The 22,928-nt window shown below is 68.8% G+C and carries 26 protein-coding genes; 22 read left to right on the top strand and 4 right to left on the bottom strand.

Annotated elements, in window-relative coordinates; translation table 11 throughout:
• Window positions 1-2: 2 nt before the first annotated feature.
• From AB6A66_RS01915 to AB6A66_RS01905, 3 genes are all read left to right on the top strand, one after another.
• On the top strand, window positions 3-392 hold the full coding sequence (locus AB6A66_RS01915) for an RNA-binding S4 domain-containing protein (protein WP_371037920.1): 390 nt from the start codon (window positions 3-5) through the stop codon (window positions 390-392).
• Window positions 393-449: 57 nt separating this feature from the next.
• The gene (gene fdxA, locus AB6A66_RS01910; RefSeq protein WP_371054551.1) at window positions 450-788 is read left to right on the top strand and encodes a ferredoxin FdxA; all 339 of its coding nucleotides are present in this window, start codon (window positions 450-452) and stop codon (window positions 786-788) included.
• Window positions 789-1,074: 286 nt separating this feature from the next.
• A complete protein-coding gene (locus AB6A66_RS01905) occupies window positions 1,075-1,584 on the top strand; it encodes a CarD family transcriptional regulator (RefSeq protein WP_371037918.1) in 510 nt (169 codons plus the stop codon).
• 81 nt (window positions 1,585-1,665) lie between these two features.
• Here AB6A66_RS01905 and AB6A66_RS01900 read toward each other — a convergent pair whose 3' ends face one another.
• A complete protein-coding gene (locus AB6A66_RS01900; RefSeq protein WP_371054550.1) occupies window positions 1,666-3,534 on the bottom strand; it encodes a monovalent cation:proton antiporter-2 (CPA2) family protein in 1,869 nt (622 codons plus the stop codon).
• Window positions 3,535-3,559: 25 nt separating this feature from the next.
• Window positions 3,560-4,015 carry an Lrp/AsnC family transcriptional regulator gene (locus AB6A66_RS01895; RefSeq protein ID WP_371037916.1) on the bottom strand — a complete coding sequence of 152 codons (456 nt, stop codon included), beginning with the start codon at window positions 4,013-4,015 and terminating at the stop codon, window positions 3,560-3,562.
• 146 nt (window positions 4,016-4,161) lie between these two features.
• Between AB6A66_RS01895 and hppD the strand changes: the two genes are divergently transcribed.
• The 14 genes from hppD (at window position 4,162) to AB6A66_RS01825 (ending at window position 17,514) form a co-directional block, all read left to right on the top strand.
• On the top strand, window positions 4,162-5,259 hold the full coding sequence (hppD, locus tag AB6A66_RS01890; RefSeq protein WP_371054549.1) for a 4-hydroxyphenylpyruvate dioxygenase: 1,098 nt from the start codon (window positions 4,162-4,164) through the stop codon (window positions 5,257-5,259).
• 244 nt (window positions 5,260-5,503) lie between these two features.
• Window positions 5,504-5,971 carry a DUF4863 family protein gene (locus AB6A66_RS01885; protein WP_371037914.1) on the top strand — a complete coding sequence of 156 codons (468 nt, stop codon included), beginning with the start codon at window positions 5,504-5,506 and terminating at the stop codon, window positions 5,969-5,971.
• A 45-nt stretch (window positions 5,972-6,016) separates the two neighbouring features.
• Complete coding sequence (locus AB6A66_RS01880; protein WP_371054547.1) at window positions 6,017-7,582, top strand: benzoate-CoA ligase family protein; 1,566 nt, start codon at window positions 6,017-6,019, stop codon at window positions 7,580-7,582.
• Window positions 7,582-8,400 carry an alpha/beta fold hydrolase gene (locus AB6A66_RS01875; protein ID WP_371054546.1) on the top strand — a complete coding sequence of 273 codons (819 nt, stop codon included), beginning with the start codon at window positions 7,582-7,584 and terminating at the stop codon, window positions 8,398-8,400. Before AB6A66_RS01880 ends, AB6A66_RS01875 begins: the two co-directional genes overlap by 1 nt.
• A 4-nt stretch (window positions 8,401-8,404) precedes the next feature.
• The gene (locus AB6A66_RS01870; protein WP_371037911.1) at window positions 8,405-8,842 is read left to right on the top strand and encodes a DUF309 domain-containing protein; all 438 of its coding nucleotides are present in this window, start codon (window positions 8,405-8,407) and stop codon (window positions 8,840-8,842) included.
• Window positions 8,843-8,985: 143 nt separating this feature from the next.
• Complete coding sequence (boxC, locus tag AB6A66_RS01865; RefSeq protein ID WP_371054545.1) at window positions 8,986-10,647, top strand: 2,3-epoxybenzoyl-CoA dihydrolase; 1,662 nt, start codon at window positions 8,986-8,988, stop codon at window positions 10,645-10,647.
• Window positions 10,648-10,714: 67 nt separating this feature from the next.
• On the top strand, window positions 10,715-12,166 hold the full coding sequence (gene boxB / locus AB6A66_RS01860) for a benzoyl-CoA 2,3-epoxidase subunit BoxB (protein ID WP_371037909.1): 1,452 nt from the start codon (window positions 10,715-10,717) through the stop codon (window positions 12,164-12,166).
• A gap of 54 nt (window positions 12,167-12,220) precedes the next feature.
• Window positions 12,221-12,394 carry a hypothetical protein gene (locus AB6A66_RS01855; RefSeq protein ID WP_371037908.1) on the top strand — a complete coding sequence of 58 codons (174 nt, stop codon included), beginning with the start codon at window positions 12,221-12,223 and terminating at the stop codon, window positions 12,392-12,394.
• Window positions 12,395-12,535: 141 nt separating this feature from the next.
• Complete coding sequence (locus tag AB6A66_RS01850) at window positions 12,536-12,730, top strand: hypothetical protein (RefSeq protein ID WP_371054543.1); 195 nt, start codon at window positions 12,536-12,538, stop codon at window positions 12,728-12,730.
• A complete protein-coding gene (gene boxA, locus AB6A66_RS01845) occupies window positions 12,727-13,920 on the top strand; it encodes a benzoyl-CoA 2,3-epoxidase subunit BoxA (RefSeq protein ID WP_371054542.1) in 1,194 nt (397 codons plus the stop codon). Before AB6A66_RS01850 ends, boxA begins: the two co-directional genes overlap by 4 nt.
• The gene (locus tag AB6A66_RS01840) at window positions 13,920-14,369 is read left to right on the top strand and encodes an acyl-CoA thioesterase (RefSeq protein ID WP_371054541.1); all 450 of its coding nucleotides are present in this window, start codon (window positions 13,920-13,922) and stop codon (window positions 14,367-14,369) included. Before boxA ends, AB6A66_RS01840 begins: the two co-directional genes overlap by 1 nt.
• 101 nt (window positions 14,370-14,470) lie before the next feature.
• Window positions 14,471-15,382, top strand: a complete 912-nt coding sequence (locus AB6A66_RS01835) for a helix-turn-helix transcriptional regulator (RefSeq protein WP_371054540.1) — start codon at window positions 14,471-14,473, stop codon at window positions 15,380-15,382.
• A 5-nt stretch (window positions 15,383-15,387) separates the two neighbouring features.
• Complete coding sequence (locus tag AB6A66_RS01830) at window positions 15,388-16,668, top strand: 3-hydroxyacyl-CoA dehydrogenase family protein (RefSeq protein ID WP_371054539.1); 1,281 nt, start codon at window positions 15,388-15,390, stop codon at window positions 16,666-16,668.
• Window positions 16,669-16,770: 102 nt separating this feature from the next.
• Window positions 16,771-17,514: a HisA/HisF-related TIM barrel protein gene (locus AB6A66_RS01825; protein ID WP_371037902.1), complete on the top strand. Its 744-nt coding sequence runs from the start codon at window positions 16,771-16,773 to the stop codon at window positions 17,512-17,514.
• Here AB6A66_RS01825 and AB6A66_RS01820 read toward each other — a convergent pair.
• Window positions 17,507-18,097 (bottom strand): transglutaminase-like cysteine peptidase, encoded by a 591-nt coding sequence (locus tag AB6A66_RS01820; protein ID WP_371054538.1) that lies wholly within the window; start codon window positions 18,095-18,097, stop codon window positions 17,507-17,509. The genes AB6A66_RS01825 and AB6A66_RS01820 overlap by 8 nt on opposite strands.
• The gene (locus AB6A66_RS01815; protein WP_371054537.1) at window positions 18,094-18,789 is read right to left on the bottom strand and encodes a metal-dependent hydrolase; all 696 of its coding nucleotides are present in this window, start codon (window positions 18,787-18,789) and stop codon (window positions 18,094-18,096) included. Before AB6A66_RS01815 ends, AB6A66_RS01820 begins: the two co-directional genes overlap by 4 nt.
• Before the next feature lie 252 nt (window positions 18,790-19,041).
• Here AB6A66_RS01815 and AB6A66_RS01810 point away from each other — a divergent pair, with 252 nt between their 5' ends.
• The 5 genes from AB6A66_RS01810 to AB6A66_RS01790 are packed head-to-tail and all read left to right on the top strand — an operon-like array spanning window position 19,042 to window position 22,920.
• Window positions 19,042-19,704, top strand: a complete 663-nt coding sequence (locus AB6A66_RS01810) for a ceramidase domain-containing protein (RefSeq protein ID WP_371054536.1) — start codon at window positions 19,042-19,044, stop codon at window positions 19,702-19,704.
• Window positions 19,705-19,736: 32 nt separating this feature from the next.
• Window positions 19,737-20,024, top strand: coding sequence for an Asp-tRNA(Asn)/Glu-tRNA(Gln) amidotransferase subunit GatC (gene gatC, locus AB6A66_RS01805; RefSeq protein WP_371054535.1), 288 nt, complete (start codon window positions 19,737-19,739; stop codon window positions 20,022-20,024).
• Window positions 20,024-21,505, top strand: a complete 1,482-nt coding sequence (gatA, locus tag AB6A66_RS01800; protein WP_371054534.1) for an Asp-tRNA(Asn)/Glu-tRNA(Gln) amidotransferase subunit GatA — start codon at window positions 20,024-20,026, stop codon at window positions 21,503-21,505. Before gatC ends, gatA begins: the two co-directional genes overlap by 1 nt.
• A 30-nt stretch (window positions 21,506-21,535) precedes the next feature.
• Entirely contained in the window at window positions 21,536-22,243 is a 708-nt protein-coding gene (locus AB6A66_RS01795; protein ID WP_371054533.1) for a hypothetical protein, read from the top strand.
• Window positions 22,204-22,920 carry an N-acetylmuramoyl-L-alanine amidase gene (locus AB6A66_RS01790; RefSeq protein WP_371054532.1) on the top strand — a complete coding sequence of 239 codons (717 nt, stop codon included), beginning with the start codon at window positions 22,204-22,206 and terminating at the stop codon, window positions 22,918-22,920. The genes AB6A66_RS01795 and AB6A66_RS01790 overlap by 40 nt, the downstream gene beginning before the upstream one ends.
• Window positions 22,921-22,928 lie beyond the last annotated feature (8 nt).

The raw sequence follows: 22,928 nt of genomic DNA, 5'->3' as shown, positions 1-22,928 counted from the left end.
GCGTGAACGGGCCGCGACCGACCCAGCGCCTCGACAAGTGGCTCTGGCAGGCGCGTTTTTTCAAGACGCGCAGCCTGTCGGCGCGGGAGATTTCCGCCGGGCATTGCCGGGTGAACGGCGCCCGGGTCACCAAGCCCGCCACCGGGGTGGGCGCGGGCGACGTGTTGACCTTTGCGCAGGGCCGGCGCATCCGCGTGGTGCGCGTCGCGGCCCTGCCCGAGCGGCGCGGGCCCGCCGCCGAGGCGCAGACGCATTACGACGATCTCGACCCGGTCGGGCCTGACGCCGAGGACGCGCCAGGGGCCGCCGCCGCCCCGCGTCCAGAGCCGGGCGGGCGCCCCACCAAGCGGGCACGCCGCGCCTTCGACCGGACGCGCGGCCCCGGCGCTTGAATGTCCCCCCCGGCTGGATTAGCTGGAAGCCGGAAGAGACAAAGCCGGAACCGCCCCATGACCTATGTCGTCACCGACAACTGCATCGCCTGCAAGTACACCGACTGCGTGGAAGTCTGCCCGGTGGACTGTTTCTACGAGGGCGAGACGATGCTGGTGATCCACCCCGACGAGTGCATCGACTGCGGCGTCTGCGAACCCGAATGCCCGGCCGATGCGATCCGCCCCGACACCGAGCCGGACATGGACAAATGGGTCGAGTTCAATCGCAAGTATTCCGACCTCTGGCCGGTGATCATCACCAAGAAGGACCCGCTGCCCGAAGCCGACGCGCGCGACGGCGAGGAGGGCAAGCTCGACAAGTATTTCACGGAAGCCCCCGGCGAGGGCGGCTGACCGGCCGATTCGCCCCTGCGGTCGCGTGGCGGCCGCCTATGGGACACGAAGTTTCCACGTTAAGCATTTGACGTGGCGCTGCTTATTCGATGCTGCACATGCACGCGCTGGAATTCTGCGCCCAAAGGTGCTATATTTCTGTCACATTGAGTTGCCCGGCCTGCGCCCCGCAAGGGTTTTCAGTAGGCCACGGCAGCGCATATGACGCTTCGGGCTCGGGAATATACCCATATTTCCGACCGTTTTTTGTCGCTCGTTGCTCGGGCGGCGCGCGAGGAAGGACCGCATGAGCAAGACCAAGAAAATCGAATTCCGTCCCAACGATTACGTCGTGTATCCCGCGCATGGAGTCGGGCAGATCCTTTCGATCGAGGAACAGGAAATCGCCGGCCTCAAGCTCGAGCTTTTCGTGATCTCGTTCGAGAAGGACAAGATGACCCTGCGTGTGCCGACGAACAAGGCCACCGAGATCGGGATGCGGTCGCTGTCGACGCCGGATGTCGTGTCCAAGGCAATGTCCACGCTGAAAGGCAAGGCGCGGGTGAAGCGGGCCATGTGGTCGCGCCGCGCGCAGGAATACGAGCAGAAGATCAATTCGGGCGACCTTATCGCCATCGCCGAGGTCGTGCGGGACCTTCATCGCGCCGACGATCAGCGTGAGCAAAGCTACTCCGAGCGCCAGCTCTACGAGGCGGCGCTGGAACGCCTGACCCGCGAAGTGGCCGCCGTTGCGGGCGGCGACGAGGTGGCCGCCGCGCGCCAGGTGGACGAGGTGCTGCTTTCGCGCGCGGCCTGACCAGGCCTTGCAGTGCACGTCGAGGGCCGCGGAAGACCGCGGCCCTTTTTCGTGCCGGGGCGACGGAAGGCGCGGGGCCGGTCAGGCCACGTCCTGCTTGGGTTCGAGCAGTTCCGTGAGCTGGGTTTCTAGGTCGCGCTCAAGCTCGCGCGCGCGGGCGATGTAGGCCTCGTTCTCCGACGGCGGGATATCCGGATCCCAGACCTTGGCGAGTTCTCGCACCGCCTCGCGGTCGTGCCGGTAGAAGGTCTTCTCGGCTTCGGCGGCCTCGAATTCGGTCAGCCCAATGTTCTCTAGCACGTAGCGCCCGGCCCGCAGCGAGCCGTCGAACATCTCGCGCACGATGTCGTTGGCCCCGGCGCGGTAGAGGTGGAAGACGTGGGTGCGGTCGCGCGCACGGGCGATGATATGCAGGTCCGGCCGCTCGCGCCGGGCATAGGCGACAAGGCGCGTGGATGCCTCCGGATCGTCGAGCGCCGCGACCAGCACCTTGGCGTTCTTCAGCCCCGCGGCATGCAGAAGCTCGGGCCGGGTCGGATCGCCGAAGAACCCCTTGAAGCCGAAGCGCCGCATCAGCTGGATCGTCTTCATGTCGTGATCGAGCACGACGGTGTTGTAGCCGGTGGACTGCACCAGCCGGTTCACGATCTGCCCGAACCGCCCGATCCCGGCGATGATGACCGGCCCGCTCTCGTCGATCTCGTCGGGTTCGACCGGCTCGCGCCCCTCGGCATGGCGTTTCGCCAGCCAGTCATGGAGGAGAAACAGAAGCGGCGTGGCCAGCATCGACAACGCGATCACCAGCAGCACCTGTTGCGAGAGCGTCCGCTCCAGCACACCCGTCTGCACCGAGAAGGAGGTCAGCACGAAGCCGAATTCCCCCGCCTGGGCGAGGCTAAGCGTGAAAAGCCACTGCTCGCGGCCCTTGAGGCGAAAGGCGAGGCCGAGGCCGTAAAGCACCGCGCCCTTCAACACGATCAGGCCCAGCGTGAGCCCCAGTATGAGCGCAGGCGCACCGAAGAGGACCTCGAAGTTGATCCCCGCCCCGACGGTGATGAAGAAGAGCCCCAGCAGCAGGCCCTTGAAGGGCTCGATGTCCGACTCGAGCTCGTGGCGGAATTCCGAGTTGGCGAGCACCACGCCGGCAAGGAACGTGCCCAGCGCAGGCGACAGCCCCACGAGCGTCATGAGCGAGGCGATCCCGACCACGATGAGAAGCGCCAGCGCGGTGTACATCTCGCGCAGTCGTGCGGCGTGGATGAAGCGGAAGACCGGCCGCGTCGCGTAGACGCCCGTGAGTATGATCGCGCCGACGGCGCCCAGCGTGACCAGCGTCGATGCCCATCCGGGCAGGTCGGCGACGAGAGACATGCCGCCTGCGTGTCCGAGGGCCTCGCCGTGCTCGACCGAGGCGTGCTCCGCCCCGCCTGCGGCGCCCTGCAGCGCGAGAAGCGGCAGCAGCGCCAGCATCGGGATCACCGCGATGTCCTGCGTGAGCAGGACCGAGAAGGCCGAGCGCCCGCCCGCCGTCTGGATCAGGCCCTTCTCCGACAGCGTCTGGAGCACGATCGCGGTGGAGGAGAGCGCGAAGATCATGCCGAGCGCGACCGCCACGTTCCATGCAAGGCCCGCGGCCATCGCGCCGCCCGCGACCAGCGCCATGGTGATGGCGATCTGCAGCCCGCCGAGCCCCAGAAGCTTGTGGCGCATGTTCCACAGAGCCCTTGGCTCGAGCTCGAGCCCGATGAGAAAGAGCATCATCACCACGCCGAATTCGGCGAAATGCTGAAGCTCCTCGGTATCCGCCCCGACGAGACCCAGCGCGGGTCCGATCACGATGCCCGCGGCGAGGTAGCCCAGCACGGAGCCGAAACCGAGCCGAGACGCGATGGGTACCGCGATGACCGCCGCGGCAAGGTAGATCGAGGCCTGGAGCAGGAAGTGTTCCATGCGGGTGCGGGTCCCGTTGCGGTTCTCAGGTCGGTAGCGGCGCGTCGCGCTTCAGCTGGTCCATGACGATCTGGCTGCGCACCCGTGCCACGGCGGGGTGGGCGAGAAGCACGTCGTGGATGAGTCGGTTCAGCGCGTGAAGATCGGGGCAGTATACCCGAAGAAGGTAGTCCGCTTCGCCGGTCAGTGTCCATGCGCTCACGATTTCGGACCGGGTGGAGACGAGGCGCGCGAAGCCCGCCGACTGCTCGGGGCCGTGGCGGGCGAGTTCCACCTGCACGAAGGCCTGCACGATCAGTCCCAGCCGTTCGGCGTCGAGACGAGCCGCGTAGCCCCGAATGTAGCCTTCCGCCTCCAGTTTCTGGCGCCGGCGGCCGGCCTGGCTGGGCGAGAGGTTAAGCCGTTCGCCGAGCTCCTGCGCGGTCAGGTGCGCGTCGGACTGAAGCGCGTCGAGAAGGCGTAGATCGGTTCGGTCCAGCATATGCGTGACCCCTGCATTTCAAGGCAGCATAATGCGGGTTTCGCGCGAAATGAAGGTGTGAGCATTGGCAGAATGCGCAGAAGCGGCGTTCGTGGTGCGATACTGTGCGGTGAAACGCGACTGGATCGACCGAGGAGGAGACGCAGATGGGACCTTTCCCGCACGACGCGCCCAAGGCGCAGATCACCGAGGCGAACCCTGCCGGCACCGACGGGTTCGAGTTCGTGGAATTCGCGCATCCCGACCCGCAGGCGCTTCGCGACCTCTTCGCGAAAATGGGCTACGCGCGCGTCGGCCGGCACAAGTCGAAGAACATCGAGCTCTGGCAGCAGGGCGACATCACCTACATCGTCAACGCCGAGCCCGGCAGCTTCGCGTCGCGCTTCGTCGAGGAGCACGGCCCCTGCGCCCCCGCGATGGGCTGGCGCGTGGTGGACGCGCAGCACGCCTTCGAGCACGCGGTGAAGATGGGCGCCGAGCCCTACGAGGGCCGCGACAAGACGATGGACGTGCTGGCGATCAAGGGCATCGGGGGCTCGCTCATCTACTTCATCGAGGATTACTACGAGACCTCGCCCTACAACGCGGAATTCGAGTGGCTCGCCCCGTCGAAGCCGCGGGGCGTGGGCTTCTACTACCTCGACCACCTGACCCACAACGTCTACCGCGGCAACATGGACAAGTGGTTCGAGTTCTACGGCAAGCTCTTCAACTTCCGCGAGATCCGCTTCTTCGACATCGAGGGCAAGTTCACCGGCCTCTACAGTCGCGCGCTGACCTCGCCCGACGGCAAGATCCGCATCCCGATCAACGAGGACCGGGGCGAGACCGGGCAGATCGTCTCCTACCTGAAGAAGTACAACGGCGAGGGCATCCAGCACATCGCCGTGGGCACGGAGGACATCTACGGCTCGACCGACGTCATCGCCGAGCGCGGCATCCGCTTCATGCCGGCGCCGCCGGACACCTACTATGACCTCAGCCACGACCGCGTGCAGGGCCACGAGGAGCCCGTGGACCGGATGAAGACGCACGGCATCCTGATCGACGGCGAGGGCGTCGTGGACGGGGGCGAGACGAGGATCCTGCTGCAGATCTTCTCCAGGACCGTGATCGGCCCGATCTTCTTCGAGTTCATTCAAAGGAAGGGCGATGACGGCTTCGGCGAGGGCAACTTCAAGGCGCTCTTCGAGTCGATCGAGCGCGAGCAGATCGAGTCCGGCGAGATCCAGGCGGCGGAATAAGCCGCCGGAGCACCGACCTTGCGGGCCGCGTTCCTTCCGGGGGCGCGGCCCTTTTTCGTGCCGGCGCGAAGCCGGGGTCTGGCTCACCCCCCCCTCGTGACGCTCCAGCCGGCGGGCGCCGGAAGCCGCTCGCCGGCGTGGAGTGTGCAAAAAAATGCAAATCAGTTGTGCAAGGCTTGCGCGTCGGACGTATTAATGCACTATAAAGCATACTTCGATTCTGCGTCAGACAGGGAGGAGAGCCATGTCAGCTGCGGATTTCGCCGAGGTGGTGGGCCGGGTCGCCCGCGACATCGAGGGTCGCCCTCTGGACGATGCGCTCGCCGCATATCTCAACGAAACCTATCCCGCCGGCGGCGAGACCTTCGCCCGGCTCAAGACGCTTTGCGCCGAGGGCGAGGCCGAAGGGTGGCTGATGGGGCGCGAGGCCGGCGGTATCAAGTTCGGCCGCGCGATCCGCCCCGGCGCCGAGGCGGGCGGCTTCTCGGTGGACGTGGTGCGCATGAAGGACGTGAAGGGCCCCCACCACGTGCACCCCAACGGAGAGATCGGCGCGGTGATGGCCATCGACGGCGCGCCCGCCTTCGATGGCTGGACCGAGGGCTGGTACGTCTACGAACCGGGCACCGACCACCATCCGACCGTCCGGGGAGGCGACGCGCACGTGCTTTACCTCCTTCCCGAGGGCGCGATCGAATTCACCGGAAACTGACGCGCCCGTCATCCGGGCGCCGCATCGGCAGGGGAGGGCCGAGGCATGAGCGCAAACGAGAACGCCGCAAGCTGGTTCGTGGACCGGCACGTGACGGAGGGCCGCGGCGCGAAGACCGCCTTCCGCGAGGCCTTCGGCGCGGGGCGCAAGCTCAGCTATGGCGATCTCGCCGAGGCGTCGGGGCGGGTCGCGGCGGCGCTCTCTCGCGCCGGACACCGCCGCGAGGAGCGGGCCGCCATGCTGGTCCTCGACCAGATCGAGTTTCCGCAGATCTTCTGGGGATGCCTCAAGGCGGGCGTGATCCCGATCCCGCTCAACACGCTGCTTGCGCCGGATGTCTACAACGTGATCCTGCGCGATTGCCGCGCCTCGGTGCTCTTCGTCTCGGCCGAGCTTCTGGAGACGGTGTCGCCCGCGCTCTCCGGCAATCCCTACCTGCGCCATCTGGTCGTGCTGGGTGATGCGCCCGCCGGGGTGGAGACCGGCCCGGCCCGGAGCGAGTCCTGGGACAGCTTCCTCGGCGATGCCGCGCCGGTGCCCGCGGTGGAGGCCGACGCGGACGAGGTCGCCTTCTGGCTCTATTCCTCGGGCTCCACGGGCCAGCCCAAGGGCGTGCGCCATGTGCATCATAGCCTGCGCTACACCGCGGATACCTACGGCGCCGAGGTCCTCGGGATAGAGGAGGCCGACACGGTCTATTCGGTGGCCAAGTTCTTCTTCGCCTACGGGCTGGGCAACGCGATGACCTTCCCGATGTCGGTGGGCGCGACCACGGTGCTTTTCAACGGCCGCCCGACGCCGGAGGTGGCGGTGCGCATCCTCTCCGAGGAAAAGCCCACCGTCTTCTGCGGCGTGCCCACGCTCTACGCCGCCACGGTCGCGCATCTCGAGGGGCAGGGAGGCGCGCCCGAGGTGCCGCTCCGGCGCTGCATCTCCGCCGGCGAGGCGCTGCCCGAGGAGATCGGCAAGCGCTGGCGCGCGCTCTTCGGGGTGGACATCCTCGACGGCGTGGGCTCCACGGAGATGCTGCACATCTTCCTGTCGAACCGCCCCGGCGACGTCGTCTACGGCACCTCCGGCCGGGCCGTGCCGGGATACGAGCTCAGGCTCGTGGACGAGGACGGGCGGGAGATCACCGCAACCGGCGATATCGGGGAGCTTCTGGTCTCCGGGCACTCCGCCGCCGAGGGCTACTGGAACAAGCGCCGCAAGTCGCGCACCACCTTCGAGGGCGAGTGGACGCGCACCGGCGACAAGTACGAGGTCACGTCGGAGGGGCGCTACGTCTACTGCGGGCGCACCGACGACATGTTCAAGGTATCGGGCATCTGGGTCTCGCCTTTCGAGGTGGAACAGGCGCTCGTCGCGCATCCGGGCGTGCTGGAGGCCGCGGTGGTGGCGGGGCGTGACGAGAACGGGCTGGAAAAGCCCCGGGCCTTCATCGTGCCGAAGGCCGGCCAGGACGGCGCCGCGCTCGCCGAAGAGCTCAGGGAGTTCGTCAAGGCGCGCATCGGGAAATGGAAATACCCTCGCTGGATCGAGGTGGTGGAGGACCTGCCCAAGACCGCGACCGGCAAGATCCAGCGCTTCAAGCTGAGGGAGGTGGCGTGATGGCGGATTGGACGCGCGGGCCCGCGACGCTGGAGGCGGGCGGCAAGCGGCTGGAATACGCCTGCTGGGGGCCGCCCCCCGGCGAGGCGCCCACCATCGCGATGCTGCATGAGGGCCTGGGCTGCCTCGCGCTCTGGCGCGACGTTCCCGAGGCGCTGGCCGCGCGGACCGGCTGGGGGGTGATGGCCTGGTCGCGGGCGGGCTACGGCCAGTCGGACCCGGCGGATTTGCCCCGCCCGCTCGACTACATGACGCGCGAGGCGCAGGACGTGCTCCCGCAGGTTCTGGACGCCATCGGCTTTCGCGAGGGCGTGCTGCTGGGCCACTCCGACGGGGCCACCATCGCGGCGGAATACGCGGGCGGGGTAGAGGATTTCCGCGTCCGGGGCCTTGTCCTGATGGCGCCGCATTTCTTCACCGAGGAGCCCGGCCTGCGTGAGATCGCGCGCGCGAGGGAGGCGTTCGAGACGGGCGATCTTCGGGCGCGCATGGCCAAGTATCACCGCGATCCCGACGCCGCCTTTCGCGGCTGGAACGACGCCTGGCTCGATCCCGGTTTTCGCGCGTGGAACGTGGCCGAGTGCATCGATTACCTGCGCATTCCTGCCCTCGCGATCCAGGGGCGCGAGGATCCCTATGGCACCCTCGCCCAGATCCGCGAACTCGAGGAGCGGGCCTATTCGCCGGTGGACACGGTGATCCTGGACGAGTGCCGCCACGCCCCGCATCTCGAGCGGCCCGAGGCCACGCTCGACGCGGTGGCCGAGTTCTGCGCGCGGCTTGCGCGGATCGAGGCCGCCGAGGTCGAGACGGCCTGAGGCCATGCGGCCCGCGCACGCCTATGTGCCAGGCGAGACGCCGCGGCACCCCGAGGGCGCGTTCGACGCGATCCGCGACAGCGTGATACCGGGCCTCGCGCCCGAGGCCCTGGCCGCGACCGAGGCCTGGCGGACGGGTCTGCGCTGGCTGGAGGAGGGCTATTACTGGGAGGCCCACGAGGTGCTGGAGCCGGTCTGGATGGCTGCGCCGCCCAACGCGCCCGAGCGGCACCTGGTGCGTGCGGTGATCCAGTGCGCGAACGCGCGTCTGAAGCGGCGGATGGGCCGGGAGAACGCGGCGCGGCGGCTCGAGGCGCTGGTGGCGGGGCTTCTCGACGAGTGCGCGCTCTCGGGCCGGTCGCGGGTGATGGGGCTCGATCTCGCCGCGGCGCGGGCGACCCTGCTCGGCGGCGGACGATTCGATCACGAATATGCAATATAGTGCACTTATAGGAGTCCGAAAAATCAGTAGATTGGTAAAAATTTGATTCAAAATGACTCTTTTATACGCATTATAACGCATAAAGCTGTTTACCAAGTGGCAGACGCGCAGTATGTTGCATTCCAATCTCGAGGAGACCGAGCGTGACCAAGCTGATCGACTTCCAGACCGACCCTTCGAAATACCGCCACTGGCGGGTCGAGTATGACGGCCCGGTTGCCTATGTCTCGATGGACGTGGACGAGGATGGCGGGCTGTTCGAGGGCTACAAGCTCAAGCTCAACTCCTACGACCTCGGCGTGGATATCGAGCTCAACGATGTCGTCCAGCGCATGCGCTTCGAGCATCCCGAGGTGCGCGCCGTCGTGATGCGGTCGGGCAATCCGGCCGTGTTCTGCGCGGGGGCCAACATCCGGATGCTGGGCGGCGCTTCGCACACGCATAAGGTGAACTTCTGCAAGTTCACCAACGAGACCCGCAACAGCTACGAGGCGGCCGAGGCGGACTCCGGGCAGACCTGGATCGCGGCGGTGCGCGGCTCCTGCGCGGGGGGCGGCTACGAGCTTGCGCTCGCCTGCAACCACATCATGCTGACCGACGATTCGACGTCGAACGTGGCGCTGCCCGAGGTGCCGCTTCTGGCGGTGCTGCCAGGGACGGGCGGGCTGACGCGCGTGACCGACAAGCGCAAGGTCCGCCGCGACCTTGCCGACGTCTTCTGCTCCATCGAGGAGGGGGTGAAGGGCAAGCGCGCCGTCGAGTGGCGCCTCGTGGACGAGGTGGTGCCGAACTCGAAGTTCGACGAGGCCGTGCGAGAGCGCGCCCACGAGATCGCCGCGCGGCATCCGAGAGAGGGGGCGACGGGCATCGCGCTCACCCCGCTGGACCGCCGCCTCGGCGAGGATGGGTCCGTCAGCTACTCCACCGTCGAGGTGGAGGTGGACCGCGCCCTGCGCCGCGCGACCGTCACGGTCAAGGGCCCCGAGGAGGACGCGCCCGGCGCGATGGCCGACCTGCACGCGGAAGGCGCCCGGGGCTGGATGCTGCGCGCCGCCCGGGAACTCGACGACGCCATCCTGCATCTGCGCCTCAACGAGCCCGAACTGGGCCTTCTGGTGCTCCGCACCCAGGGCGACCCGGAGAAGGTCGCGGCGCACGAGGCGCTTCTGCTCGCCCACGAGGACGAGGACTGGCTCGCCGCCGAGATCCTTCACTACTGGAAGCGGGTGCTGAAGCGGCTTGACGTCACCTCGCGCTCGCTCGTGGCGCTGGTCGAGCACGGTTCCTGCTTCGCCGGACCGCTGGCGGAGGTCCTCTGGGCCGTTGATCGCTCCTACATGATGGAAGGCGAGTTCGAGGGCGACAACCGCCCGCTCGCGACGGTGACGCTGGGCGCGTCCAATTTCGGCCGCTACCCGATGGCGAACGGTCTCAGCCGGCTCGAGACGCGCTTCTGGGGCGCGCCCGAGGCGGTGGAGGCCGCCCGCGGACATGCAGGCGAGGCGCTCGAGGCGGAAGAGGCCGATGATCTGGGCCTCGTCACCTACATCCTCGACGACATCGACTGGGAGGACGAGGTGCGCATCTTCATGGAGGAGCGCGCGAGCTTCAGCCCCGACGCTATGACGGGGATGGAGGCCAATCTGCGCTTCGCGGGCCCCGAGACGATGGAAACGCGGATCTTCGGCCGGCTCACCGCCTGGCAGAACTGGATCTTCCAGCGCCCCAACGCGGTGGGAGAGGCCGGCGCGCTGAAGCGATACGGCACAGGGCATCGCGGCGAATACGACATGGAGCGCGTGTGAGCACACGCGGGAAACGGAACAAGGGCGGGCCATACCGCGCGCCCGGACACCTGGGAGGACGGACCCCATGCTGGATCTCATAAACGTAAGCTACGACACGCAGATCCCGAACAATGTCGGGCTCAGCTCGGACAAGCGGGTGCTCAAGGCGCTCGAGAAATGGCACCCCGGCTACATCAACTGGTGGAACGACCTGATCCCGGAGAATTTCCAGAAATCGCTGGTCTATCTGCGCACCGCCGTCAGCGTGGACCCCAAGGGCTGGGCCAAGTTCGACTACGTCAAGATGCCGGAATACCGCTGGGGCGTGCTTCTCGCGCCGGAGGTCGAGGGCCGCACCATTCCCTGCGGCGAGCACGCGGGCGATCCCGCCTGGCAGGAAGTTCCGGGCGAATACCGCAACATGCTCAAGCGCCTCATCATCATCCAGGGCGACACCGAGCCCGCGAGCGTCGAGCAGCAGCGCAGCCTCGCGCTGACCGCTCCGTCGCTCTACGACATGCGCAACCTCTTCCAGGTGAACGTGGAGGAGGGCCGGCATCTCTGGGCGATGGTCTACCTGCTGCACAAGTATTTCGGACGCGACGGCCGCGAGGAGGCCGACGACCTGCTGATCCGGTCCTCGGGCTCGGAAGAGGCGCCGCGGATGCTGGGCGCCTTCAACGAGGAGACGCCCGACTGGCTGTCGTTCTTCATGTTCACCTACTTCACCGACCGTGACGGCAAGATGCAGCTCGAAAGCCTTGCGCAATCGGGCTTCGATCCGCTCAGCCGCACCTGCCGCTTCATGCTGACCGAGGAAGCGCACCACATGTTCGTGGGCGAGACCGGCGTGGGCCGCACGATCGAGCGCACCTGCCAGGTGATGAAGGAGAACGGGATCGAGGATCCCTACGACATCGACAAGATCCGCAGCCTGGGCGTCATCGACCTGCCGACGATCCAGAAGAAGCTGAACCTGCATTACACGCTCAGCCTCGACCTTTTCGGGCAGGAGGTGTCGACGAACGCGGCCAACGCCTTCAACGCGGGCATCAAGGGCCGCTACATGGAAAGCCGGATCGACGACGATCACAGGCTGCAGGACGCCACCTACGAGGTCACGACCATCGAGGACGGCGAGATCAGGCGCATCGCGGCGCCCGCGCTCACCGCGATCAACATGCGCCTGCGCGACGATTACACCCGCGACGCGGCCGGCGGCATCAAGCGCTGGAACAAGATCATCGAGAAGGCCGGCGTGCAGTTCGAGCTCAAGCTGCCGCACGAAGGCTTCAACCGAAAGATCGGTGTCTTCGCCAATCAGCTGATCGACCCCGAGGGCAAGTTCGTTTCGGGAGCGGAGTATGACGCCAAGGTCAATGACTGGCTGCCGACCCATGCCGACGGCGACTTCATCCAGTCGCTGATGACGCCGGTCTACGAGCCCGGGCAATACGCGGGCTGGATCGCGCCGCCGAAAGTGGGCATCGACAACAAGCCCGGCGACTTCGAGTATGTGAAGCTGCACATGGCCTGACGGGCCTCTCCGGGCCGGGGGCACCCCCGGCCCGCGTCAACAGGGAGAGAGACCATGGAAATCGAACGCAAGGCAGGCGCGGCGCCCCGCACGGCGGCCCTTTCGAAGACGCTTTCGGCGGTGCAGGGCCCCTGCGTCGGCTGCCATAACTGTCGTGGGCTCTGCGCCGCGATGATCGAGGCGATGACCGTGCCCGACATCGTGCTGGGCCAGCGACAGGCCCGATAGGAGTTGCGGTCGCCTAGGTTCAATAGGCGCGAGGCGGCTTTTCTCGCGCGAGCGGCATCCGAGCGTCGCGTTGTAACTTATGGCGAATTTGCAAAAGGGTTTGGGCGCGCAAACCAAGGCTGCGGTCAGATCCTTACCGAAATGGGCGAACGCCTTCGCCACGAAAAGTTGCCGCTGCTGCCTGTCCTAGTTGTGAACAAGGAAACCGGTGTTCCTTCAGAGGATGCCGACTTCTATCGCAGGCTTGGGCTGGATCGCGACGGCATAGAGCTGGAACAGCAAAACTGCTTCGAGCATGACTGGACAAACGCCCCATTCTGGAGCGACGAGCGATGAACAAACCCTTCAAGCAGCACCTGATCGACCCCGAGATCTGCATCCGCTGTTACACCTGCGAGATGACCTGCCCGATCGGCGCGATCGAGCACAACGACGACAATGTCGTGGTGGATGCGGACAAGTGCAATTTCTGCATGGACTGCATCCCGGTCTGTCCCACCGGCTCCATCGACGAGTGGCGGGTGGTGAACGAGCCCTATTCCCTCGAGGAACAGTACGAGTGGATGGAGCTGCCCGAGCAGGCCGACATCTCCGTGCCCGAGGGCGAGGGCGCGAGCGTCGAGGCGCTCGACGAGGCGATGGCCGCGCTGCTGGCCGAGGCTCATGCCGGCACGGGCGGCAAGCCCAGGGCGCCCGCCACGGCGGCCAAGCCCAGCGTGAACCTCTACAATCTGGGCAAGCCGGCCGAGGCCACCGTGCAGGGCAACTACCGCCTGACCGCCGAGACGAGCGACAGCGACGTGCGCCACATCGTGCTCGATTTCGGCGGCCAGCCGATGCCGGTGCTCGAGGGGCAGTCCGTCGGGATCATCCCGCCCGGCACGGACTCCGCGGGCAAGCCGCATCTTCCGCGGCTCTATTCCGTCTCGAGCCCGCGCGACGGCGAGCGCCCCGGCTACAACAACGTCTCGCTTACCGTGAAGCGCGAGGAGAAGGGCATCTGCTCGAACCACCTGTGCGATCTGAAGCCTGGCGACAAGGTGCGGGTCACGGGCCCCTTCGGCGCGACCTTCCTGCTGCCATCCGACCCCGAGGCGCATCTGATGATGATCTGCACCGGCACCGGCTCGGCGCCCTTCCGCGCCTTCACCATGCGCCGCCAGCGCGAGATGCCCTCGCGCGAGGGCACGCTGACCCTGGTCTTCGGCGCCCGCCGACCCGAGGAGCTGCCCTATTTCGGCCCGCTCAAGAAGGTGCCCGAAAGTTTCATGGCCAAGCATTACGCCTTCTCGCGCGACGGCGATCGGCCAAAGCAGTACGTGCAGGACAAGCTCCGCGAAGAGGCCGCGGCCGTGGCCCGCCTTCTGAAGGATCCCCGGGGCCACATCTACATCTGCGGGCTGAAGGCGATGGAGGCGGGCGTCGAAGAGGCGCTTACCGAGGTCGCGGCCGAGGCGGGGCTCGCCTGGCCGGAGGTCCGCGACGCGATGCGCGAGGACGGGCGCTACCACGTGGAAACCTACTGATGAAGGACCGCGCGGCCGGCGCCGGGGTCTTCGAGCACGAGATCGCCGTGCGCTGGGGCGACTGCGACCCGGCCGGGATCGCCTATACCGCCCGGCTGCCGGCCTTCGCGCTCGACGCCATCGACGCCTGGTGGGAGCGCCATCTCGGCGGGGCGGGCTGGTATCAGCTCAACCTCGACCGCAATCTCGGCACGCCCTTCGTGCGCATGGCGATCGATTTCCGGTCGCCCGTCACGCCGCGCCATCGCCTCGTCTGCCGGACATGGCCGGCGCGGCTCGGGACCAGCTCCATCGACTTCCGCGTGGATGCCAGCCAGGACGGGGAGCTTTGCTTCGAGGGGCGCTTCACCTGCGTCTTCGTCGTGGCCGACCGCTTCACCAAGACCCCGCCGCCCGAGGACATCCGCACCGTGGTAGAGGCGCATCTGCGGCCCGATGAGGCAACATAGTGCGGCGCTTCTTGGTGAAGCGGCTTGAAAAGCCGCGCGATCCGGACAAGTTTTCTTGCACTATTGTTCATGTTGCGAGGCCGGGAAGGGTGCGCGGTCGGATGGGCGAGATCACCAATTTCCGGGGCGAGGCCACCGGGGCCGAGGCTGTCGATGGCGATGGTCCCGAGGCGCTCATCGCGCGGGTAGGCGAGCGTGTGCGCCGCGCGCGCGAGCGCAAGGGCATCCCGCGCCGGGTGCTTTCGGACATCTCCGGCGTGTCGCCGCGCTATCTCGCGCAGCTCGAATCCGGCGCGGGCAACATCTCCATCGGGCTCCTGAGCCGGGTGGCCGCCGCGCTCGATCATCGCATCGAGTGGCTGATCGGCGAGGAGGATCCGTGGAACTCCGACGCGCTGCGGGTGGCCGACCTTTTCCGGCAGGCCGACGGCGCGACCCGCGCCCGCGTGCTGGAAGTGCTCGCGCCCGAGGCGGCGGGCGTCGCGCGCGCGCGACGGATCGGCCTTGTCGGTCTGCGCGGGGCGGGCAAGTCCACGCTCGGCGAATTGGCCGGCGCGGCGCTCGACCTGCCCTTCGTGGAACTCAACCGCGAGATCGAATCCGCCTCGGGGATGCCGGTGGACGAGGTCATGGCGCTGTACGGACAGGAGGGTTATCGCCAGCTCGAGGCGCAGGCGCTGGAACGGATCGTCGCGACCCATGACGCGATGATCCTCGCCGTGGCCGGGGGGATCGTCGCCGAGCCGGAAACATACCGCACGCTCCTTTCCAGATTTCACACGATCTGGCTCAAGGCCGGGCCGGAAGAGCACATGGCGCGGGTGCGCGCGCAGGGGGACGAACGCCCGATGGCCGGCAACCCGGAGGCGATGGCGCAGTTGCGCACGCTGCTCACCGCGCGCGAGCCGCTCTATCGCCGCGCCGAGGCGGTGGTGGACACCTCCGGCAAGACGCGCGAGCGCGCGCTCGATGAACTTCTGGCCGTGATCCGCGACCGCGGCTTTCTCCACTGACCCCCGTGACCGGTGCAAGCGACCGCATCGGCGGCGAGAGGCCGGACGCCGCGGCGCGCGACGCCGCGAAGGCGCATCTCGCGCGGGCCGAGGCCGCGGCGCGGGCCGAGCCCGCCATCGCCGCAGGGGGCAAGCCCGCGCTGTCGCGGGTCGCGGTGGCCGGAAGCGGCCCGGCCGCGGTGTCGCTCGTCGGCGCGCTCGTGTCGGCGGGACATGCGGTGCTGCTCTTCGACCCCGATCGGGACGACGCGACGCGCGCCTTCGACATGGCCCGGCGATTGCTGGGGCACCTCGGCGCGGACGCGGACGGCGCGGCGTGGCGTGTCTCCTCCGATCCGGCGGCGCTTTCGGATGCCGGGATGCTGCTCGATCCGGGCGAGATCGAGGGCGGTGTGTCCCCCTTCGCCGCGGAGCTGCCGCCGGGCGCGATCTTCGCCATCGCCGCCTTCGGGCCGGAGCTCGCGGCGCGGGCGGCCGGCCTGCCCGATCCGGGCCGCGTCGTGGGGCTGGAGTTCGAGCCGCCGGCGCACGCCACGCGGCTGGCCGAGATCGGCCCGGCGCCGGGCTCCGCGCCCGAGGCGCTCGCCGCGGCCTACGCGCTCGCCGCGCGGCTCGGGCGAATCCCGGTGCCCGCCGGTGGCGCGCCGCTCGGCGAGGCGCTGATGCTCGCCACGCTTGCCGCGGCCGACGAGATGCTGATCCGGGGCGCGCTGCCGTGGGAACTCGACGAGGCGATGGTGGCGTTCGGCTTCGCCACCGGCCCGCTGGAGGCACAGGATCTTTCGGGCCTCGCCCGCACGCAGGCGGCACGGGCGCGCGCCGGCGCGGCCCAGCAGCCGATCCAGCCCCGCATGGTGGCCGAAGGGCGGCTCGGCAAGGCGGCGGGCGTGGGCTGGTATCGTTATCCGGGCGGCGGCGGCGCGGTCGTCGATCCGCTGATCGAGGACCTGATCCGCGAAGAGGCGTATTTCGCCGGAATCGCCACCCGAGACTGGTGCGCCGCGGAGATGCGCGAACGCATTCTGCTCGCCCAGATCGCAAAGGCCGCACGGCTGCTGGAGAGCGGCGCGGCTCGGCGCGCCGCCGATCTCGATCTGGTGAGCGTGCACGGGCTCGGCTTTCCGGCCGCCCGCGGCGGGCTTTTGCACTTCGCGGACAGCGTGGGGCCAGCGCGCCTCGTCGCTCGCCTTGCCGCGCTGGGCGAAGAGGACGGGCGGCGCCCGGAGATCCCGCCGCTTCTGGCCCGCCTCGCCGAAACCGGCGGGCGTTTCGGCGCCCCGGGGTAGGCGCGGCTTCGCTTTCCGCCCGTCCCGCGCCGCATTCGTCCCTGCGCCGGGCGCCCGTGTCTGGCATCGTCCCGGAGCATCGCCGCTTTCGGAGAATCGTCCATGAGGCTTTATCCCGCCATCGAGTTGCAGAATGGCCGCTGCGTGAGCCTGCGCCGCGGCCGCCTCGACGAGCCGCATGTCTGGCACGTCGACCCGGTCGAGAAGGCGCGCGCCTTTGCCGCCGCCGGGGCAGAGTGGATCCATGTCACGGATTTCGACGCCGTGGCGGGCGTGGGCGACAACGCCGAACTGATCGAGCGGATCATTCGTGCCGCCCGGATCCCGGTGCAGGTGGGCGGCGGCATCCGCTCCGTCGAAGCCGTGTCGCAGTGGATGGATCGTGGCGCGGGCCGTGTCGTGGTGGGCACCCTCGCCGTCGCCCGGCCCGACCTGGTGAAGCAGGCGGCGAAATACCATCCCGATGCGGTGGTGCTCGCCGTCGACGTGTTCGAGGGCTTCGTGACCTCGGACGGGTGGCGCCAGCCGAGCAGCTTCCGGCCGCAGGACTTCATCGCCCAGTTTGACGAGGATCCGCTGGCCGCGATCCTCGTCACCGACATCGGCGCCGATGCGGGCGACGTGGAGGAGCCGCTCTCGCTTGTCACCGAACTTGCCGGGCTCGCCCGTGCCCCGGTGATCGGCTCGGGCATGGTGCACACGCTCGACGACCTGTCGCGGCTGAAATACGTCCCCGACGTTCACGGCGCGCTGGTCAGCCGGGCGCTCTTCGCGAAGACCTTCACCATCGAGGAGGCGCTCGCCGTGGCCGGCGAACCCGAAAGGGAGCGGGCGGCGTTCATCTGACGGCGGTCTGATGCCGGGTGAAGCGGTCCCACAGCCCGTCTGGCCGCTCGCGCCGCTCGTAGCGATAGGGCGATGCGTTCCAGCAGGTCAGCTGCGGCGCAAGGTTGTCGAGCACCCAGGTGCCGTGTGTCGTTTCCGCAAGCAGCACGGCATGCGCGAAGAACCGTTCCCTGTGGTGGACGATCGCCATGGTGAGCGACGCGCCGGGCAATCCCAGGGCCACGAGGCGGCGGCGCTTCTCGAGCGCGAAATCCTCGCAGTCGCCCACGCCTTCCCGGGGGAAGTCCCAGAGATCCTCGAGGCCGAGGCACTCCTGATCTGCGAGAAGGCGGACCTGCGCGTTGACCTCACGATTGACCCGCGCCAGCGCGGCACGGGTCTCGGGCGTCCACTCGAGCCGTGCCGCGCCGCCGAGGCGACAGGCGTCCGGGTGGTGCCCGCAGAAGGCCGCGTATTGCGAGGGCGGAGGCTCGGTTCGTGCCACCGCCAGCGCGAGCGGTGGGCAGCCCCGCGCGTCCGACCCTGCGGCGGTGGAGCAGGCCGCCAGCAGCGCGGCCGTCGCGGCGGCGCGCCAAAGGATCACAACTCGATCGGCGCGAGCACCTCGGGCTCGATGACGTCGACGCCGGGCAGAGCATCCACGAGCGCCTGGGCCGATTGTTCGAGGATCGGAAACGTCTTGTAGTGGCAGGGGATGACCGTCTTGAAATCGAAGAAGGTTTTCGCCGCATAGGCCGCGCGCGCCATGTCCATGGTGAAGTGCCCGCCGGCGCAGAGGATGCCGATCTCGGGGGCGTGCAGATCCTGGAAGACCTTCATGTCGGCCATCACGTCGGTGTCGCCCGAGACGTAGATCGTGCGCCCGCCATGGGAGATCATGAAGCCCGCCTCGGTGCCGGTGTAGACCGGCCGGCCCTCGTCGTCGGCGAGCGAGGAGGAATGCGTGGCCTGCACCATCGTGACCGCGACGTCGCCCAGCATCACGGTCCCGCCCTTGTTGAAGCCCACGGTCTCGATCTTGTCGCGTTTCTCCAGCCAGCTCGCGAGATCGAAGATTGTCACCAGCGGGATGCCGAGTTCCCGGGCCACGCCGGGCGCGTCGTTGACGTGGTCGAAATGCCCGTGGGTGACGAGCACATGCGTCGCGCCGGCGATCGCCTCGTCGCGCCGGTCCTCGGGGAACATCGGGTTGCCGGACAGCCACGGGTCGACGAGCAGGATCTGGTCGCCGATCTCGATGCGAAAGCCTGAATGGCCGAGCCAGGTGAGTTTCATCGGTCTCCTCCGCGCGTTGAATGTATTTAGCGAGCCTAGCATCGCGGGCGGCGAGGGAAAGCGCCGCGTGTCAGGGCGGAGCACGCGCGTGGCGCGCGCGGCCATGCGGGCCTTGGGGGCGCTGCCCCCGCCCGCGCCCCGGGGGCGCGGCCTCCCCCGGAGTATTTCTTCCAAGAAGAAGGGGGTGTGCGCGGCTGGACGCCGGGGGCGCCGCGCTTAGCTTGGCACGGGGACGGCGGCGGAGGTACGGGCATGGACTGGACACGGCAGATCGACGCCTACTGTGAGCGGCTCGACGCGGGCTACTGGGCCGAGCCGGTGAACGCGATCACAAACGCGGCCTTCCTGGTCGCGGCCTTCGTGATGTGGCGGCGCGTGCGCGGGGCGGGCCTGCCGCTCGCCATGGCGCTGGTCTGGGTGCTCGCGGCGATCGGGGTCGGGAGTTATCTTTTCCACACTCACGCGCAGGCCTGGTCGGCGCTTGCCGACGTCGTTCCCATCCTGCTCTTCATCCTGATCTACATCTACGCGGCGAATCGGCATTACTGGGGGCTGTCGCGGCTCTGGTCGGGTCTCGGGGTGGCGGCCTTCTTTCCCTATGCCGCCGCCACCGTGCCGCTCTTCCAGATGGTTCCGGGGCTCGGTTCCTCGGCGGGCTACGCGCCGGTGCCAGTGCTGATCCTGGCCTATGGCTGGGCGCTACGGCGCCGCGCGCCGGAGACGGCGCGCGGGCTGACGCTCGGCGCGGGGGTGCTGGTGCTGTCGCTCGGCTTCCGCACGGCCGACATGGCGCTCTGCCCGGCGGTGCCCGTGGGCACGCATTTCATGTGGCATGTCCTGAACGCGGTCATGCTGGGGTGGATGATCGAGGTCTATCGCCGGCACATGCTTGCGGGCCACCGGGGCCCGCGCTAAACGGCGGGCCAGTTCGAAAGGGAGCGCCGACGATGTCCATCGACACCCGCACCGCCGCCCATGTGGCGCATCTGGCCCGCATCCGCGTCGAGGAGGAGGATCTGCAGGCCCTCGCGGACGAGTTCAACCGGATCCTGCGCTTCATCGAGGAGCTGGGCGAGGTCGATGTGGAGGGCGTGGAGCCAATGGTGAGCGTCACGCCCATGCGGCTGAGGCGTCGCGAGGACGCGGTGACCGACGGCGGCATGTCCGAGAAGGTCCTCGCCAACGCGCCCGACGCGCGCGAAGGGTTCTTCGCCGTGCCCAAGGTGGTGGAATGATGACGGATCTCAACGCGCTGACGATAGCGGAGGCCCGCGACAAGCTGCGGGCGGGCGAGGTCACGAGCGTCGCGCTCGCCGAGGCGTGTCTTTCGGCGATGGAGGGGGCGGGCGCGCTGGGCGCGGTGGCGCACATGACGCCGGAGATCGCGCTCGAGCGGGCGCGCGCAGCGGATGCGCGGCTTGCCGCCGGCGAGGCGCCAGCGATGTGCGGCGTGCCCGTCGGCATCAAGGATCTCTTCTGCACCGAGGGCGTGGCCAGCCAGGCGGCGAGCCGGATCCTCGACGGATTCCGCCCGGAATACGAGAGCACCGTGACGGCGCGGCTGCGCGAGGCCGGCGCAGTGATGCTGGGCAAGCTCAACATGGACGAGTTCGCCATGGGCAGCTCCAACGAGACCTCGGTCTACGGGCCCGCGGTGAACCCCTGGAAGGTGGACGAGCGCGAGCTCACCCCTGGCGGCTCTTCGGGCGGGTCCGCGGCGGCGGTGGCGGCCGATCTCTGCCTCGCGGCCACCGGCACCGATACCGGCGGCTCGATCCGCCAGCCTGCGGCGTTCACCGGGATCGTGGGCCTCAAGCCCACCTACGGGCGCTGCTCGCGCTGGGGGATCGTGGCCTTCGCCTCCTCGCTCGACCAGGCCGGGCCGATGACCAAGACGGTGCGCGACGCGGCGATCATGCTGCAGGCCATGGCGGGGCACGATCCGAAGGATTCCACCTCGGCCGAGCGCGCGGTGCCCGATTTCGAGGCGATGCTCACGGGCGACGTGAAGGGCAAGGTGATCGGCATCCCGCGTGAATACCGCATGGAGGGGATGCCGGAGGAAATCGAGGCGCTCTGGGCCCGCGGCGCGGAGATGCTGCGCAACGCGGGCGCGGAGGTGCGCGACATCACGCTGCCGCACACGAAATACGCGCTGCCCGCCTACTACGTCATCGCCCCCGCCGAGGCGTCGTCGAACCTCGCGCGCTACGACGGTGTGCGCTACGGCTACCGCGCCAGGCTCGCGCAGGGCGACGGCATCGTCGACATGTACGAGAAGACCCGCGCCGAGGGCTTCGGCGCCGAGGTGAAGCGCCGGGTGATGGTGGGCACCTATGTCCTTTCGGCGGGCTTCTACGACGCCTATTACAACCGCGCGCGCAAGGTGCGCACGCTCATCAAGCGCGACTTCGAGCAGGTCTTCGACGCGGGCGTGGACGCGATCCTGACGCCGGCCACCCCGTCTGCCGCCTTCGGCATCGGCGAGATGGCCGAGGCGGATCCGGTGCAGATGTATCTCAACGACGTCTTCACGGTCACGGTGAACCTGGCCGGGCTTCCGGGCATCTCGGTGCCCGCGGGCCTCGATTCCAAGGGGTTGCCGCTCGGGCTCCAGCTGATCGGGCGGCCCTGGGAGGAAGGCGAGCTTCTGAACGCGGCCTTCGCGCTGGAGCGGGCCGCGGGGTTTGTGGCGAAGCCGTCGAAATGGTGGTAGCGTCGGCGCCGGCGAGATGAGGCAGGGCTGATGATGGTGCGTTCGTTTGCAGTCGCGCTGGGGCTTTCGGCCCTTGCGGCGTGTTCCCCGGCGGTGCCCGACAGCGGACCGGGTTTCGACGATTACGATGTCTACGAGGCGCGGCGTGCGGCGCGCGACGCGGCGCTGGAGGCGCCCGTCACGGTGCGTCCGCCGGCCGCCGCCGAAAGCCCGCTCGACGCCGCAAGGGCCGCGCTGGCCGAGCCCGGCGCATCCGGGGAGGCCGCCGCGGCACCGCCGCGCAGCGCGCGCGAGGATCCGATGCAGGCGTCTCCGTCGAACCCGCCGCCGGTCGTCGTGAACAATCCGGGGCTATCGGACGAGAACGACTTCGAGGCCGTCTCGGAACGCCGCGGCATCGAGAGCGACGCGGAGCGGCTTGCCCGTGCGCAGGCCCAGTATCAGGTCATCCAGCCCGAGGCGCTGCCGGAAAGACCGGGCGCGCGTGAGCCCAATGTCGTGGCCTTCGCGCTGCAAACCACCCATCCCGTGGGCACGCGCGTCTGGAGCAGGGCCGGGATCAATGCCGAGGCCCGGTTCCGGCGTAACTGCGCCGAGTACGCCTCTTCCGACAGGGCGCAGGCGGACTTCCTCGCCCGGGGCGGGCCCGAGCGCGATCCGCGCGGGCTCGATCCCGACGGTGACGGCTATGCCTGCGCATGGACTCCCGCGCCGTTCCGGGCGGCCGTGCGCGACTGAGCGCGCCGCGCTGGCATCCGTCGCCCAATTTCGGGCCGCGCCGCGATGGCGCGCGGCCCGACATGGTGATCCTGCACTACACGGCGATGGAGGGTGCCGCGGCCGCGCTCGAGCGGCTTTGCGAGCCGGGGCCGGAGGTTTCGGCGCATTATCTTCTCGGGGCGGACGGCGCGGTCTGGCAACTCGTGGCCGAGGAGGCGCGGGCGTGGCATGCGGGCGCGGGGGCCTGGGGCGACGTGGATGACGTGAACTCGCGCTCCATCGGGATCGAGCTTGCCAACCGGGGCGATCATCCCTTCGCCGCGGCCCAGATGGCGGCGCTGGAGCATCTTCTCGCGGGGGTGATGGCGCGCTGGGCGATCCCGCCCGAGCGCGTGTTGGGCCACTCCGACATCGCGCTGGGGCGGAAGATCGATCCGGGCCCGAGATTCGACTGGCGGCGGCTGGCGCGCGGGGGGCTCGCCGTCTGGCCGGCGCCGGCCGCGCCCGGCGATTTCCTGGCCGACGCCCGGCGCGCGGGCTACCGCTGGGCCGGCACGACCGAGGACGCGGAAACGCTTGTGTGCGATGCCTTTCGTCTGCGGTTCCGGCCCTGGGGGCGCGGACCCGTCGGCGCAGCCGACCGCGCGATGATGGCGGGGCTCGCCGCGGGCTGGCCCTGCCTGGGTGGGGATTGACCGGGGGC

The organism is Rhodosalinus sp. K401 (assembly GCF_041365735.1).
In the GTDB taxonomy this organism is placed as follows: Bacteria; Pseudomonadota; Alphaproteobacteria; order Rhodobacterales; family Rhodobacteraceae; genus Rhodosalinus.
The sequence above is the reverse complement of the archived record's forward strand: the minus strand, read 5'-3'. Positions and strand labels throughout refer to the sequence as shown.

What these genes read in the sequence shown, in the direction of transcription:
- fdxA (WP_371054551.1), top strand. Translation starts at nt 450, where the DNA reads ATGACCTATGTCGTCACCGACAACTGCATCGCCTGCAAGTACACCGAC.
- AB6A66_RS01905 (WP_371037918.1), top strand. Translation starts at nt 1,075, where the DNA reads ATGAGCAAGACCAAGAAAATCGAATTCCGTCCCAACGATTACGTCGTG.
- AB6A66_RS01900 (WP_371054550.1), bottom strand. Translation starts at nt 3,534, where the DNA reads ATGGAACACTTCCTGCTCCAGGCCTCGATCTACCTTGCCGCGGCGGTC.
- AB6A66_RS01895 (WP_371037916.1), bottom strand. Translation starts at nt 4,015, where the DNA reads ATGCTGGACCGAACCGATCTACGCCTTCTCGACGCGCTTCAGTCCGAC.
- hppD (WP_371054549.1), top strand. Translation starts at nt 4,162, where the DNA reads ATGGGACCTTTCCCGCACGACGCGCCCAAGGCGCAGATCACCGAGGCG.
- AB6A66_RS01885 (WP_371037914.1), top strand. Translation starts at nt 5,504, where the DNA reads ATGTCAGCTGCGGATTTCGCCGAGGTGGTGGGCCGGGTCGCCCGCGAC.
- AB6A66_RS01880 (WP_371054547.1), top strand. Translation starts at nt 6,017, where the DNA reads ATGAGCGCAAACGAGAACGCCGCAAGCTGGTTCGTGGACCGGCACGTG.
- AB6A66_RS01875 (WP_371054546.1), top strand. Translation starts at nt 7,582, where the DNA reads ATGGCGGATTGGACGCGCGGGCCCGCGACGCTGGAGGCGGGCGGCAAG.
- AB6A66_RS01870 (WP_371037911.1), top strand. Translation starts at nt 8,405, where the DNA reads ATGCGGCCCGCGCACGCCTATGTGCCAGGCGAGACGCCGCGGCACCCC.
- boxB (WP_371037909.1), top strand. Translation starts at nt 10,715, where the DNA reads ATGCTGGATCTCATAAACGTAAGCTACGACACGCAGATCCCGAACAAT.
- AB6A66_RS01855 (WP_371037908.1), top strand. Translation starts at nt 12,221, where the DNA reads ATGGAAATCGAACGCAAGGCAGGCGCGGCGCCCCGCACGGCGGCCCTT.
- AB6A66_RS01850 (WP_371054543.1), top strand. Translation starts at nt 12,536, where the DNA reads ATGGGCGAACGCCTTCGCCACGAAAAGTTGCCGCTGCTGCCTGTCCTA.
- boxA (WP_371054542.1), top strand. Translation starts at nt 12,727, where the DNA reads ATGAACAAACCCTTCAAGCAGCACCTGATCGACCCCGAGATCTGCATC.
- AB6A66_RS01840 (WP_371054541.1), top strand. Translation starts at nt 13,920, where the DNA reads ATGAAGGACCGCGCGGCCGGCGCCGGGGTCTTCGAGCACGAGATCGCC.
- AB6A66_RS01835 (WP_371054540.1), top strand. Translation starts at nt 14,471, where the DNA reads ATGGGCGAGATCACCAATTTCCGGGGCGAGGCCACCGGGGCCGAGGCT.
- AB6A66_RS01825 (WP_371037902.1), top strand. Translation starts at nt 16,771, where the DNA reads ATGAGGCTTTATCCCGCCATCGAGTTGCAGAATGGCCGCTGCGTGAGC.
- AB6A66_RS01815 (WP_371054537.1), bottom strand. Translation starts at nt 18,789, where the DNA reads ATGAAACTCACCTGGCTCGGCCATTCAGGCTTTCGCATCGAGATCGGC.
- AB6A66_RS01810 (WP_371054536.1), top strand. Translation starts at nt 19,042, where the DNA reads ATGGACTGGACACGGCAGATCGACGCCTACTGTGAGCGGCTCGACGCG.
- gatC (WP_371054535.1), top strand. Translation starts at nt 19,737, where the DNA reads ATGTCCATCGACACCCGCACCGCCGCCCATGTGGCGCATCTGGCCCGC.
- gatA (WP_371054534.1), top strand. Translation starts at nt 20,024, where the DNA reads ATGACGGATCTCAACGCGCTGACGATAGCGGAGGCCCGCGACAAGCTG.
- AB6A66_RS01795 (WP_371054533.1), top strand. Translation starts at nt 21,536, where the DNA reads ATGATGGTGCGTTCGTTTGCAGTCGCGCTGGGGCTTTCGGCCCTTGCG.
- AB6A66_RS01790 (WP_371054532.1), top strand. Translation starts at nt 22,204, where the DNA reads ATGGACTCCCGCGCCGTTCCGGGCGGCCGTGCGCGACTGAGCGCGCCG.